Source organism: Burkholderia sp. L27(2015) (genome assembly GCF_009765705.1).
In the GTDB taxonomy this organism is placed as follows: Bacteria; Pseudomonadota; Gammaproteobacteria; order Burkholderiales; family Burkholderiaceae; genus LMUX01.
Genome location: NZ_LMUX01000004.1, coordinates 228532 through 243121, shown reverse-complemented (window position 1 = coordinate 243121; position 14590 = coordinate 228532). Strand labels below are relative to the sequence as shown.

The 14590-nt window shown below is 61.0% G+C and carries 10 protein-coding genes; 1 reads left to right on the top strand and 9 read right to left on the bottom strand.

The window, feature by feature from the left end; translation table 11 throughout:
* Positions 1–226 precede the first annotated feature (226 nt).
* The 3 genes from GSQ77_RS01540 to GSQ77_RS01530 are packed head-to-tail and all read right to left on the bottom strand — an operon-like array spanning position 227 to position 4286.
* On the bottom strand, positions 227–2458 hold the full coding sequence (locus GSQ77_RS01540; protein ID WP_158898320.1) for a xanthine dehydrogenase family protein molybdopterin-binding subunit: 2232 nt from the start codon (positions 2456–2458) through the stop codon (positions 227–229).
* On the bottom strand, positions 2455–3441 hold the full coding sequence (locus tag GSQ77_RS01535) for a xanthine dehydrogenase family protein subunit M (protein WP_158898318.1): 987 nt from the start codon (positions 3439–3441) through the stop codon (positions 2455–2457). The genes GSQ77_RS01540 and GSQ77_RS01535 overlap by 4 nt, the downstream gene beginning before the upstream one ends.
* A 53-nt stretch (positions 3442–3494) precedes the next feature.
* On the bottom strand, positions 3495–4286 hold the full coding sequence (locus GSQ77_RS01530; protein ID WP_158898316.1) for a 2Fe-2S iron-sulfur cluster-binding protein: 792 nt from the start codon (positions 4284–4286) through the stop codon (positions 3495–3497).
* 275 nt (positions 4287–4561) lie between these two features.
* On the opposite strand from GSQ77_RS01530, the gene GSQ77_RS01525 reads away from it, so the two are divergent.
* On the top strand, positions 4562–5143 hold the full coding sequence (locus GSQ77_RS01525; protein ID WP_158898314.1) for a hypothetical protein: 582 nt from the start codon (positions 4562–4564) through the stop codon (positions 5141–5143).
* A gap of 41 nt (positions 5144–5184) precedes the next feature.
* On the opposite strand, the gene GSQ77_RS01520 is transcribed toward GSQ77_RS01525, so the two are convergent.
* The 6 genes from GSQ77_RS01520 to tkt form a co-directional block, all read right to left on the bottom strand.
* Positions 5185–6168, bottom strand: a complete 984-nt coding sequence (locus tag GSQ77_RS01520; RefSeq protein WP_158898312.1) for an NADPH:quinone reductase — start codon at positions 6166–6168, stop codon at positions 5185–5187.
* Between the two features lie 67 nt (positions 6169–6235).
* Positions 6236–6802 carry a YbhB/YbcL family Raf kinase inhibitor-like protein gene (locus tag GSQ77_RS01515; protein ID WP_254067402.1) on the bottom strand — a complete coding sequence of 189 codons (567 nt, stop codon included), beginning with the start codon at positions 6800–6802 and terminating at the stop codon, positions 6236–6238.
* A gap of 11 nt (positions 6803–6813) precedes the next feature.
* A complete protein-coding gene (gene zwf, locus GSQ77_RS01510) occupies positions 6814–8430 on the bottom strand; it encodes a glucose-6-phosphate dehydrogenase (protein ID WP_158898310.1) in 1617 nt (538 codons plus the stop codon).
* Positions 8430–9482: a phosphogluconate dehydrogenase (NAD(+)-dependent, decarboxylating) gene (gene gnd / locus GSQ77_RS01505; RefSeq protein ID WP_301951134.1), complete on the bottom strand. Its 1053-nt coding sequence runs from the start codon at positions 9480–9482 to the stop codon at positions 8430–8432. The genes zwf and gnd overlap by 1 nt, the downstream gene beginning before the upstream one ends.
* Positions 9483–9507: 25 nt before the next feature.
* Positions 9508–12345, bottom strand: a complete 2838-nt coding sequence (locus GSQ77_RS01500) for a bifunctional transaldolase/phosoglucose isomerase (RefSeq protein ID WP_158898306.1) — start codon at positions 12343–12345, stop codon at positions 9508–9510.
* Entirely contained in the window at positions 12342–14474 is a 2133-nt protein-coding gene (tkt, locus tag GSQ77_RS01495; RefSeq protein ID WP_158898304.1) for a transketolase, read from the bottom strand. Before tkt ends, GSQ77_RS01500 begins: the two co-directional genes overlap by 4 nt.
* Between the last annotated feature and the right edge of the window lie 116 nt (positions 14475–14590).

Sequence of the window (14590 nt, the reverse complement as noted above, 5' to 3'; positions counted from 1 at the left end):
GGGAGAAAGCGTTGCACGTCCGAGCGAACGGGAAAAATCCGTGCGACGGAAAGCCCGCGCGGCGGTGCCTCAATGGATGCCTCGATTGGGGCCTGGGTCGGTACCTGGGCGGGTGCCGCCTGGGTTGGTTCCGATTCGGAAGCAAACGCTAGCGCGGGCGCGCGAACGACCTTATGGACTCAGCAAGCCGCGTTCCCAGTCGATCAGTCGCAAATACGCCGTAAAATTAAATCAACTTATCCAACGTGATCGGCAAATCGCGCACGCGCTTGCCCGTCGCGTGATACACCGCGTTGGAAATCGCCGCGGCCACGCCGGTGATACCGATTTCGCCGATGCCCTTGGCTCCGATAGGATTGACTTCGGTGTCCTGCTCGTCGACTACCACGACGTCGATATCGTGGATGTCTGCATTGACCGGCACGTGGTATTCGGCAAGATTGCCGTTCACGTAGCGGCCATAGCGCAAATCGAGGTCGGAACGTTCGAGCAAAGCCATGCTCAGTCCCCACACCATGCCGCCCATCAATTGACTGCGCCCGGTCTTGGCATTGAGCAATTTGCCGACGCCATAGGTACCCGCCAACCGCGTAACTTGCACCGTGCCCAGCGCTTCATCGACACGCACTTCGGCAAACACCGCGCCGAAGGAATGCATCGCCAGGCGCTGCTGCTCTTCGCCGGGCTTGACGTCGCTGCGCGCTTCTAGCGGCTGGCCACCCAGCCGGCCAAGCACTGCGGCCGGGTTGTCGCGTCGGCTCGCATCGCTGGCAAGCTGCAGCCAGCCGTCGACTATCTGCACTTGATCGGGGTCCAGTTTGAACAGCGTGGAATTGCTGTCCGCCACTGCCGCGTTGATTACTTTGCGGCGCAACGCAAGCGTGGCCGCCTTGACGGCCGGCCCCACGCTCGCCGCCGATTGCGAGCCTCCGGAAACCGGTGCCGGTGGAAAGTTGCTGTCGCCCAACTCGAACACCACGCGTTCGATCGGAAAGCCCATCGCGTCGGCGGCAATCTGCGTCATGATCGTGTACGTGCCGGTGCCCAAATCCTGCGACGCCGACCGCACCAGCAACCGGCCATCCGGCATCAAGCGCGCCGAGGCCGAGGCCGCTGAACGCCGCGTGGGATAGGTCGCACTCGCCATGCCCCAGCCGATCAAGATATGGCCTTCGCGCATCGAGCGCGGCTGCGGATTGCGCGTTGACCAGCCGAAGCGCTTCGCGCCCTGTACGTAGCATTCACGCAGCGACTTGCTGGAAAAAGGCTTCTCTTTCTCGGGATCGATCTGCGCGTAGTTGCGCAATCTCAGTTCGATCGGGTCGATGCCCAACTGATACGCCAGTTCGTCCATCGCCGATTCGAGCGCAAAGCTGCCGCTCGCCTCGCCCGGCGCGCGCGTGAAGGTCGGCACGCCGAGATTGAGCTTGACCAGGCGATGGCTGGTCGCCTGATTGGCGCACGCATACAAGGTGCGGGTGACCATTGCCGACGGCTCGGTCCAGTCTTCCATCACCGACGTGTTCGATATCACGTCATGCCGCATCGCAGCCAAGCGCCCGTTCGAATCGCTGGCCAGTTGCAGCCTTTGTTCGGTGTGCGGCCGTGCACCCACGGGCCCGAACATCTGCGTGCGTTCCATTGCCAGCTTCACCGGGCGGCCGAGCTTTTGCGCGGCCATCGCGGTAAGCACCACATGCGACCAGACCGACCCTTTGGAGCCGAACCCGCCGCCGGTGTAAAAGCATATCGTGCGTACGTTTTCGGGTGGGATGCCGAAGGTCTTGGCCACCGTCTTACCCACACCTGCGACGTATTGGGTCGAGTCGTAAAGCGTAAGCCGTGGACCATCCCACTGGGCGATGGTGGCGTGCGGCTCCATCGCGTTGTGGTGTTCGATCGGCGTGGTATAAACCGCATCGAAATGCGCAGCCGCGCTCGCAAATGCCGCGGTGGGGTCGCCACGCAAGCTGTCGGTCGGGCCGCCCGTAATACTCTTGGGCGCATACGCGCCGCCTTTGAGACGTTCAAAATCAAGCGCCGCAGGCGCGCTGGTATAGGTCACACGCAAATGATTAGCCGCGTCGCGCGCTTGTTCGAGCGTCTGCGCTACCACCACGGCAATCGGCTCGCCGTTGTAATGGATTTCGTCATCCTGCAGCAGCGACAACATACGGCCCGAGGGCGGCTGTTTGGCCCCGGCCTGACCTTTCTCCGGCAAAGCTTGCGCGTTCTGATAAGTCAACACCAGCAGCACACCCGGCATGCGTTCAACTTCCGCACTGTTGATAGCGGTGATGCGCCCAGCTGCCACCGTACTTTGCACGAGCGCCGCGTAGCTCATGCCCCGCAACACGAATTCGGCGGCATAGCGGGCCTGGCCGGTTACCTTGGCAACGCCGTCTTCACGGTCTATGCCCTGACCGACATAGCTTGATGGAACATTTAGAGCATTCATTGCACGCCTCCTGCGAGTGCGAGCGAACGCTCTACCGCACGCCGCGTCAGTTCGACTTTGAACCCGTTGTGCGCGTATGGACGAGCACCGCTCATCGCCATGCGCCCGGCCTCGGCTCGCGTAGCCGCGTTGAACGGCTGCCCGCGCATCGCCGTTTCGGCAGCGTGCGCACGCCACGGCTTGTGCGCGACGCCGCCCAGCACGATACGCACATCGCGTACCACGCCGCCATCGAGGTCGAATGCGGTTGCCGCCGAAACCAGCGCGAACGCATAACTCGCTCGATCGCGCACCTTCAAATAATGGGCGTGATCGCTGAACCGCGAACGGGGCAAGTCGACCGAGACGATCAGTTCATCAGGCGCCAGATTGGTATCGCGCTCGGGGGTGTCGCCCGGCAGCCGGTGAAAATCGGCGATTGCGATGCTACGCGCACCGTTGGGCCCTTCGACATTCACCACCGCATCCAGCGCGCTCAACGCAACGCTCATGTCAGATGGGTTGACGGCGATGCACTGTGGACTCGCGCCAAAAATCGCGTGATTGCGGTTGTGCCCATCGAGCGCCGCACATCCGGAACCGGGTGTGCGTTTGTTGCAAGCGTCGAACGCGGTGTCATAGAAATAGCCGCAGCGGGTACGCTGCAACAGGTTGCCGCCCACGGTCGCCATATTGCGCAATTGCGGTGAAGCGCCCGAGACCAGCGCTTGCGTGAGCAGCGGATAACTACCCCGCACCACCGGATGCGCGGCGACATCACTGTTACGCGCGAGCGCACCGATGCGCAGCCCGCCATCGGGCCTGACGGTGATATCGCTCAAGGGCAATTGATTGATGTCGATCAACAGCACCGGACGTTCAATGCCGCCTTTCATGAGATCGAGCAGATTGCTGCCACCGCCGATAAATTTCGCGCCAGGCTCGCGAATCTGCTGCAGTGCGCTGGCGACATCGCCGGCGCGCTGGTATGAAAATGAATTCATGGTGCCTCCAGGCTAAGCGCGGCCGCGCAACCGCAGCGCGTGCCGCTCTTATATCAAGTCGATTTGATCAGGACCGTGCGCACTGCCGCAACGATGTTGGGATAAGCACCGCAGCGACATAGATTGCCGCTCATGCGCTCGCGAATTTCCGCATCGCTGAATGTGGTCTGGGTTGTCTTCACATCCTGAGTGACCGCGCTGGGCATGCCGTCTCGCATCTCCTGGATCGCACCTACCGCGGAGCAGAGTTGCCCCGGGGTACAGTACCCGCACTGAAAAGCATCATGCTCGATGAAGGCCGCTTGCAAAGGATGCAGTACGGGTTGAGCAATATTCGATGCAGCGCCATTCAATCCACCGGTGTTCAATGCGGTGGGAGTGGCACTGCTCGTATGCGCGAGGCCTTCTATCGAAGTGATGTTTTGCCCTTGATGCATGATCGCCAGCGTCAGGCATGAGTTGATTCGCCGCCCATCCACCAGCACCGTGCACGCACCGCACTGCCCGCGATCGCAGCCTTTTTTGGTGCCGCTCAGATGCAGGGTTTCGCGCAACGCGTCCAGCAAAGTGAGGCGCGGCTCGGCGAGGAATTGGTGTTGTTGACCGTTGACCTGCAGGGTCATCGGCACGGGCGGCACATAGTTCACGGCAGGCTGCGCGGCAGATAAGGCCATCGATGGCTGATCCGCTGTCATGGATGTGGCCGCGCGTAGCCGACCCGCCGCGCCGACAAAAGCCATGATCGCTGCGGCGGAGCACAGGAAACTTCGTCGCGTCACACGCGACCACGTAATGGATTCCTGCTTATCGATCGGCGATGAAATAGCGTGTTTTTTTTCGGACATGCAAAGCCCCCTGGGTCGTCTTTCTGTGCCGCTTTCTGTGTGCTCGTACTTCAGTGTTTTCAGTGTTAGTACCCGCAGTCGCGCGCCCTACCCAAATTTACTGATGTTGGCATCTTTTACACGCGCATACGTGGCTACGCCGCTCCGACAATCGGGCAGCGGGTCGCTGAAAGCCGGTATCCGCCGTGCAATGACCAACCTTTACGGACATTGGCACGCAACTAGCGTGCCGGAGAGTTCGACACTCAAAACTCACAATCGATGGGGAGAATTTCATGGAATACATCATTGCAGCCCGTTTCGATCAGCAAGACCAGGTAACGCAAACCGTAGAAGCGTTAGAGCGCGTGCACATCGACGCGGGCGCGATAGCGTCGTTTTACCTGACGCCACCGCGCGAACAAGGAACCACCCCGGAAGAACAACTCACCGAAGTGGAACCAGCGCACGAACGCGCAGAAAAGTCACCGGCCGGCAGCGCCAAGGGTATCGTCGCTGGCGCCGCGGCAGGGGCCGTGGTGGGTTTGGCGGGTGCGCCCGTCGCTGGGCCGGTGGCACCGGCGATAGGCGCGCTGGCGGGCGCCTACGTCGGCTCCTTGACCGGGGGGCTGTCAGAAATCAAAAAGACGCACGGCACTCATGAGACGGCTCCCGTCGACGAGCCCCGCAAAGCCGGCTTGATGATTGCCGTAGGCGTATCCGAACAGGCCCAGGAAGAAACCGTGGTCAAGGTGTTCAGAACCTTGGGTGGACGAGATATCGAGCGCGGCGAAGGTACGGTAGCCGACGGACGTTGGCAGACCTTCGACCCGCTAAAGCCGATGAATCGGATCAACCAGGATCACAGCGGGGGTTGAAAAGAGTGCCCTGAAGATTGAGGCCTGAGGCTTGCAAACCTCTATGCGAGCGTATCGATGATGATCTTTGCGTTCGCACCCGACTCGACGCGTTCGTGGGCCTTCGCGATTTCCGACAGCGGAAAAATTTCGACCTGAGGATGTTGCAGCGCCCCTCGTTTCAACAGAGGGGTGAGCACATCGATGCCGGCCTTCCTCAGCGGGATGGGCAACTTGTAGACGATAAAGAACCGCAGATTCACAAAGCCCACGATCATCGGCCTGAACGGAACCTCGACAGAGGTAGCCCCCGAACCATAGATGATCACATCACCGTCGAACTTCAATAGTTCTCCATATTTTCCTGCATTGGCTGCCGCGTCGACTTCAATGATGGCGTCCACACCTCGGCCGCCCGTGATCTCACGTACCGAAGCCGTCACATCCTGCTCGTTACGATTGATGACCCACTCGGCACCAAGGCGGGAAGCGAGTTCGCACTTCTCGCGACTGCCGGCCACGCCTATGACTCTTGCGCCCGAGAGCGCGGCCAATTGCGTCGCGTAGCTCCCTACCGCGCCCGTGGCCCCGTAGACGAGAACCGTCTTGCCCAGAAGTCCTGCGCAAGCATGCACCGCGTACCAGGCCGTCAAAAGCGGAATCCCCAGTGAGGCACCCGTCTCGGTCGACACACTGTCAGGCAGCGGCGCCACCTGGCTTTCGGGCAAGGCGATCAATTCAGCGGCTGTACCGAACGGTCGCTGCCACTGGCCGTTGATCGTCCAGACTCGTTGTCCGATCCACTGTTTCGAAACGCCCTCTCCAACTGCCTCGACGACGCCAGCGCCATCGCTGTGAGGAATAACGCTCGCGAACTCCATTGCGGAGCTGAAGAGGCCCGAGCGGTTTTTGACGTCTGAAGGATTCACGCCCGAGTGCGCGATGCGCACCAGGACTTCGCCCACTTGAGCTACCGGATCACGCTGCTCGTCAACGACCAGCACGTCTCGAGCGAGACCTTTCGAGGAATAGTGCGCAGCCTTCATAACTTTTCAATCTCCATACACTTGGACGTTCAACTACCATGGGGAACTACGAACGGCGATGCTGGCGCTAGCGCGCATACCGCCCGACTATGCTCATCCCGCCCAGCGTATGGCCCTTGACAGCAGCCATTAGCCCTGCGCGGTCCAGTCCGCCCGGCAGCGCATCGGGTGGAAGATCGAGCGCGATCACGGTGAGCACATAGTGGTGAGGCGTGTCGCCCGCAGGCGGGCAAGGTCCGCGATACACCTTCGCGCCGGCGCTGTTGGTGCCCAGTGTGGCGCTTTTGCCATCCTCTTGCCCTTCGCCTTCGACGAGCTGCGAGCGCGTAGCATCGATGTTGTAGGCAATCCAGTGCGACACGCCCATACCTTTCGCACCATCAGGATCGAACAAGCTCACGGCGACGCTACGTGCACCGGCAGGCAGATTGGTCCAGCTTACCTGGAACGCCTGCCCCTTGCCGCCGCATTCACCAGTCCCTGCGTATTGGCGGGGGATGGTCGCGCCGTCGGCGAACGCGCTCGAATACACCGTCATGCCGGTGCCGGCGGCATAGGCGCCGCAAAACGGTAATGCAGCAACAAGAGCAACGGCAGCCAAGGCCATGTGCTTCAGGCGCAGCGCTCTACGCATAGTGTCGTTCCTCACCCCAATTTATGCCAAGTGCGTCCGTCCCGAGCCAACAACGCATCAGCGCCCGCGGGGCCGTCCGAACCCGACGCATAGCCCTCGACCGCAACCTTGGCGCCGCCGCTTTTCCACGCATCGATAAACGGCTGCACCGCACGCCAACCGTTTTCGATATTGTCGGCGCGCTGGAATAAGGTCTGATCGCCGATCAGGCAATCATAGACCAGCGTTTCGTAACCGGTGGACGGCGTCATTTCGAAGAAGTCCGCGTAAGCGAAGCCCATCTCCACGTGTTCGACCTGGAGTTCGGGCCCAGGGCGTTTGGCCTGAAAATCAAACCACATACCCTCGTCGGGCTGAATCTGCACCACCAGATAATTGGGCCTGAGTCTTTCGACGGCGCTCTCCCTGAACGGTGCAAACGGCGCAGGCTTGAAACAGATCGCGATTTGCGTATCGCGCGCACTCAGTCGCTTGCCCGTGCGCAAATAAAACGGCACGCCAGCCCAGCGCCAATTATCGACCATCACCTTGAGCGCGACATAGGTTTCGGTGTCGCTGCTGCGGGCCACGTTCGGCTCGCTGCGGTAAGACACCACATCCTGGCCCGCTATCTCCCCGGCCCGATACTGGCCGCGTACCGAATTCGCCAGCGCCTCTTTCTTGGTCTGCGGCCGGATTGCACCCACCACCTTGGCTTTCTCGCCACGTACGGCGTCCGCGCCAAACGCCGATGGCGGCTCCATCGCAATCATGGCGAGCAGTTGGAACAAGTGGTTGGGCACCATGTCGCGCAGTGCGCCTGTGTGCTCGTAAAAGTCACCACGTTCCTCGACTCCGACCGTTTCGGCCGCGGTGATCTGCACATGGTCGATATAGTGGTTGTTCCAGAACGACTCGAATAGCGCATTGGAGAAACGGCTGACCAGAATGTTCTGCACCGTTTCCTTGCCCAGGAAGTGATCGATCCGGTAGATCTGTTCCTCCGGCGCGCTCTTGAGCAAGCGCGCGTTCAGAGCCTGGGCAGACGCCAGGTCGGAGCCGAACGGCTTTTCGATCACGAGGCGCCGAAAGCCGCCCTTACCGCCTTTGGCGCCCCCGGCCCCTTTAGCGCCTTTTGCACTCTCGGAGAACAACCCTGCCTTGCCGAGGTGATCGGCCACTTCACCAAAAAAACGCGGCGCGGTGGCCAGATAGAACAGCGCGTTGCCGGTGCCCGTTTCGGCCAGTTTGGCCGCAATATCGGCATAGGTGGCATCTTCGAGAAAGTCGCCCTTGATGTATGAGATGCGCTTTGTCAGCTTGCTCCACAACGCGGGGTCCAGCGTCTTGCCGGCACCTTTTGCTGCCTTTGCGCCGCCCTTGGCCGCAGAGCGTATGAATGCCGAAAGGTGATCGCAAAACTGCTGGTCGGTGCTGTCGATGTGATCGATGCCAACGATATGCACGTTGGCCCCGACCAAACCGTCACGGGCCAGGTTGTACAGCGCCGGCATCAACAAGCGCTGTACGAGGTCGCCATGCGCTCCGAACAAGAACAAGGTGGCAGCGGGCGCTGGCGGCGCCTTGCCCGGCTTGATTTTGGCCGGCGGCTTGGTTTTGCCCGGCGGTTTGGTTTTCGATGCCGCCATTATTTCGGCCCTTGTTCGACGTGACCGCCGAAGCCGAAGCGCATCGCTGAGAGCATGCGGTCGCCATAGGCGTGCTCTTCTCGTGAACGGAAACGAGCGAATAGCGCGTTGGACAGCACCGGCACCGGCACCGCTTCTTCGATGGCCGCTTCTATCGTCCAGCGCCCTTCGCCACTATCGGCAACGGTGCCCGAGTAATTGGCCAGCGACGCGTCCTGTGCCAGCGCCTGCGCAGTAAGGTCGAGCAGCCACGAAGAAATCACGCTGCCGCGCCGCCATACTTCGGAAATGTCGGCCATATTCAGATCGTAGCGCTCGTTCTTGGGCAGCGTCTCGGAGGACTTTTGCTTGAGGACTTCGAAGCCTTCAGCGTAAGCCTGCATCAAGCCATACTCGATGCCGTTGTGTATCATCTTGACGAAATGGCCCGAGCCGATGGGGCCCGCGTGGATATAGCCGCGCTCAGCGCGGTCGTCACCCGCCGCGCGTCCCGGCGTGCGTTCGATCGAGCCATAGCCCGGCGCCAGCGTGTCGAAGATCGGGTCGAGCCGTTTGATCACCGCGGTGTCGCCGCCTATCATCATGCAATAGCCGCGCTCCAGCCCCCAGACACCACCCGAAGTTCCCACGTCCACGTAATCGAGTTTTTTCTCGGCCAGCGCCGCGCCGCGCCGAATATCGTCCTTGTAGAAACTGTTGCCGCCGTCGATGATCGTGTCGCCCGCTTCGAGCAGTTTGCTCAATTGATCGACCATATCCTCGGTCGGTTCTCCCGAGGGCAGCATTACCCACACGGCACGGGGTTTAGCCAGCGCCTTCACCATCGCCTCGACGCTAGCCGCGCCCTTCGCGCCATCCTTGACTATGCTGGCGATCGCGTCGCTACTGCGGTCGAACACCACCGTCTCGTGGCCCTTTTGCATCAAGCGGCGTGCGATATTGCCGCCCATCCGACCCAAACCAATTATGCCGAGTTGCATGTCGTGGTACTCCCGCGTGTAAGGTGGACTTGGGTGATTCTTGCTAAAAGCGGCTTGACGAGGTGTCTTCAAGTCATGCTTGCTGCAAGCGCCTTGATCAACTGAACTGACTAGTCACCGCTTTCACGATGTGCTTCAACCCGCCTTCGATATCGCCGCCCTTGATATGGACGCGCAGATAACGCCGCTTGCGTTCGGCCAGCACTTCGAGATCGCCGCGCGCCTGAGCCGCCTCGACCACACCAAAGCTGATCGCGCGCCCCGGAATTGCCAGATCGTGCGCCGGGTCCGCGGTGATCTGCAGGAACACCCCCGTGTTCGGACCGCCTTTGTACGCTTGGCCGGTCGAATGCAGAAAACGCGGACCGAAGCCGCCTACGGTGGCGACATGCTTTTCATCGCGCAGCGTCTTGCGCAGCTCCGTGATGATTGCTTGATGCGCTGGGTTGCGTTCGATGTAGGCCAGCACGGCGGCGTAATCGCCCGGATGAAGCCGCGCCAGATGCGCCGCGATAATGCCTTGCGCACTGCCATCGCTTTTCAGCGCGGGGTCGCCAAAGAACATCAGCGTGCCATCTTCGGCAAACGCCGTTTCGGGCGCGAGCTTGCCGCTCTTCTCAAAGGCGTCGGTAAGCGCCCGCGTCTTGAGCTTGCTCGCCTCCACATCGGGCTGATCGAACGGGTCGATGCCGATGACGGATCCGGCAATCGCGGTGGCGATTTCCCAGCGGAAAAATTCCTGGCCTATCAACGCCAGGTTCTTGAGCGTGATGCGCACAACGGGGTGCCCGGCCTTGGCCAACGCATCCACCTGACGATCGAGCTCACCCACCGCATCGCCTTCTGCGCGCAGAAACGCGAATAGCCGATCGCTGCCGTACACATTTGGCTTGCCGATCGGTTCGAGATCGACAGGAACGATGCCCTTGCCTTGCTTACCCGTCGATTCGGCCAGCAACTGCTCCAGCCACGATCCGGTACTGGCCAGCGAGGGCGAAGCAAACACCGTGACCTTGTCGCGTCCCGCTTTCACCGACTCGCCGAGCACCACACCCAGGTAGACACCAGGGTTGATCGCCGGCGGCGAACCCGCGTCGCAAGCTCGCACCATGGGCTGGGTGGCGTCGAAGAAGGCGGCGACGTCATGCCCCATCACACCCAAGGGCACCATGCCGAATACCGACAACACCGAATAACGACCGCCGATCGCCGGATCGCCATGGAAGATCGCCCGGTAGCGGCGCTGCTTCGCGAGCGCATCCAGCTTGGAGCCGGGGTCGGTCACAGCGACGAAATGTTTGGGCGCCTCTTTCTCCCCGACCGCCTTCTCGGCGGCCGCCAGAAAATAGGCGTTCAAGATCTCCGGCTCCAGCGTCGAACCCGACTTGCTGGAAACGATGAACACGGTACGCGCAAAATCGACCTTGCTTTCGATCTGCGCGATCTGCGCGGGGTCGCTGGAGTCGAGCACATGCAATGTAAGGCCGCCGTGCTTGGACACACCCAAGGTTTTCTCGAGCACCTCCGGACCCAGGCTGGAGCCGCCCATGCCGAGCAGCACCGCGTCGGTATAGCCTTCGGCGCGCAAAGCCTTGAGCAGTTCCGCGACGGCAGCCGCATCGACCTGTTTGCCTTGGCCCGCCGGCAGCCAGCCCAGCCATTTGGCTTCATCGCCACCGGTCCACAAGCTTGCATCGCCCGCCCACACACGGCGCCCCCAACCCTCACTGCGCGCGCGATCGAGGCTTTGTTCCACCGATTTCTTCAGTGTATCGGGCAGATCATAGTGAGCCTCGTTGAGACGCTCACCGAGAAACGCAATGCGTTTGGCGCCCACCGCCGCGAGCAGCGCATCGGCCGCATCCGCGAACAGCTGAGCACCATCCACGACCAGATCATGCGTCACGCCCGCCAAATCGAGGCCTAGACGCTCGGTATCGGCGAGCACTTTTTTGGCCTCATCGACGCCTGCCGCCAGTGTTTCGGCGACCTTGCCGTGGTCGCGAAACGCATCCATCGTTTTCGGCGGTATCGTATTGACGGTATCAGCGGCAATCAACCCGTCGACATACAAGGTATCGGGGTAATCGGGGTTCTTGGTGCCGGTCGATGCCCATAGCAAACGCTGGGGATGCGCGCCATGCTCCGCGAGTTTTTTCCAACGCGGGCTGCGGCTCTGTTCGAGGTAGTCCTGGTAGGCGAGTTTGGCATTGGCGATGGCTACCTTGCCTTTAAGTGCCTTGAGCGTCTGCTGATCGGCAGGCGTGGCTGCCGCCAATTTGCCATCGATTTTCTTGTCGATCTGCGCGTCGATACGGCTGACGAAAAAACTGGCTACGCTGGCGATGCGGCTCACGTCCTTACCCGCCTTGATGCGTGCTTCCAGCCCTTCCATATAGGCTTGCGCTACCTTGCGATAGGCCTCGCGGGAAAACAGCAACGTGATGTTGACGTTGATACCCTCTTCGATCAATTGGCGTATCGCCGGCACGCCCGCATCGGTACCCGGCACCTTGATCATCAGGTTCGGCCTATCGACCGCCGCCCATAACCGGCGCGCCTCCGCCAAAGTACCGGCGGTGTTGTTCGCGAGGTAAGGCGCGACTTCGAAGCTGATATAGCCGTCCTTGGCCGCAAGACGATCGTAGACCGGGCGCAGCGCATCGGCTGCGGCCTGGATGTCTTCGATCGCGAGACGTTCGTAAAGATCGACCACGCCGGTATCCGCGCGGCTCAACACGGCCTGCAGGCTCGCATCGTAATCCGATCCATGGCCCATCGCTTTTTCGAAAATCGAAGGGTTCGAAGTAACGCCGGTCAAGCCGTCTTCTTCGATATGCTTTTTCAGTCCACCGGAGGTTAAAAATTCACGGCTGACAAAATCCAGCCACACGGCTTGTCCAGCCTCGCTCAATTGGCGCAGCATGTTGCTCATCTTGTACTCCCTGCATGTTGGGTTTGTTGCGCTTGTTGCGCTTGTTCTTTCGCCACCTTCACGACGTTCTCGACCGTAAAGCCGAATCGCGCCTGGAGTTTCTCGATCGGCGCGGAAGCGCCGAAGCTATGCATCACTACCTTCGCCCCGTGGGCGCCCACGTAGCGGTCCCAACCTATCGGACCCGCTTGCTCGACCGCGACACGCCCGCTCATCGCAGCAGGCAGCACGCTCTCGCGATACTCGGCGCTCTGTGATTCGAAAAGCTCCCAGCTCGGCATCGAAACGACCCGCGCTGCAATGCCTTCGGCTTTCAGTTTTTCATAGGCTTGTACGCACAACGATACTTCGCTGCCCGTACCGATCAGTATCACCTCAGCCGGCTTATCCTTAGAGTCGGCCAACACATAAGCACCGCGCGCCGTGCCGCTTGCCGCAGCATAGACGCTACGGTCCAACGTCGGCAAGGGCTGACGAGACAAAATCAGCGAAACGGGGTGCCGGGTTTGCGCGAGGGCAATCTTCCAGGCCTCAATCGCTTCGTTGGCGTCGCCAGGACGCAGCGTGATCATGCCGGGTATGGCGCGCAAGTGCACAAGCTGCTCGATGGACTGGTGAGTCGGGCCATCTTCGCCCAGACCGATGGAATCGTGCGTAAACACGAAGATCGTCGGCACTTCCATAAGGGCGGCTAGCCGCATCGGCGGCTTCATATAGTCGCTGAATATCAGGAACGTGGCGGTGAAGGGTCGCAGATACGATAGCGCCATGCCGTTGGCGATCGCGCCCATCGCGTGTTCGCGTATGCCGAAATGCAGGTTGCGGCCGGTATAGTCGCCGGCCTCAAAGCTGCCGGCCCCGTCGAATGTCAGTTTGGTTTTGGTGGAAGGTGCGAGGTCCGCTGCACCGCCGAGCAACCACGGTACCTTGACGGCAAAACCGTTGAGCGCTTTGCCGGACGATTCGCGTGTCGCCATCCCTTTCGCGTCGGGCTTGAAATCAGGAAGGGCATCGATCCACTGGTCGGGCATTTCGCCCGCGCGCATCCGGCGCAGCTCATCGGCGCGCGCGGGATCGGCTGCGCTGAGCGCGGCCACCGCTTTTTCCCAGCGTTCCAATTCGGGCGCGGCACGCTTGACCATCGCGTCGTGCAGCCGGCTGCGCGCATCGTCCGGCACCAGGAACGAAGAGTCCTCGGGCCAGCCGTACGCCTTCTTGGTCAAGCGAATTTCCTCGACGCCCAGCGGCTCACCATGCGCTGCAGCCGAGTTATGCTTATTGGGTGAGCCGTAACCGATCACGCTGTCGACAACGATCAGCGTGGGCCGATCCTGCGTGCGCTTGAATTGTTCGATAGCGGCGGCCAGCGCCGCAGTGTCGTTCGCGTCCTTGACATGCAGCGTCTGCCAGCCATAAGCGCGAAAACGCTCCGCCACACTTTCGCTGAAGGCGAGCTCGGTGTGACCTTCGATCGTGACCGTGTTGTTGTCATAGATCCAGCATAGATTGGCCAGCTTCAAGTGCCCGGCCAGCGACGCAGCTTCGCTTGAAACCCCTTCCATCATGTCGCCGTCACCGCCCAGCGCATAGATGCGATAGTCGAACAGCGTCGCGCCGTCGCGATTGAAACGCCCAGCCAGCCAGCGCTGCGCCATCGCCATCCCGACGCTGTTGCCATAGCCTTGTCCGAGCGGCCCGGTCGTGGTTTCCACGCCGGTGGTCATGCGATATTCCGGATGCCCCGGCGTCTTCGAATCGAGCTGACGAAACTGCTGGATATCGGCCAAGCTCACTGCGGGTTTGCCGGTCGGTTTACCATCAGCATCCATCTCGATCACACCGCTCAAATGCAAGAGCCCATAGAGCAGCATCGATGCGTGCCCGACCGATAAGACGAAGCGGTCGCGGTTGGGCCAATCGGGATGCTCAGGGTGATAGCGCAAAAACTGGCCCCACAGTGTGTAGCCCACGGGTGCCAACCCCATCGGCGTACCGGGGTGCCCGGAGTTGGCTTTTTGCACCGCGTCCATTGCGAGCGTGCGCAAGGTATTGATGCTTAGGAGATCCAGTGCGGCATCTGAGCCGTCGTGGGGAATAGAAGAAGGGGTATTGGATGCAACAGTGGTCATCGTCGAACTCCCGATCATGATGGCGAAATTGGATCGAGCGAAACAGCAAGCAGCGGGCCCCTCCACTCAGCACCTCGTGGATTAGGCTGACCCGCTGCTACATAGTTCACCCGGCG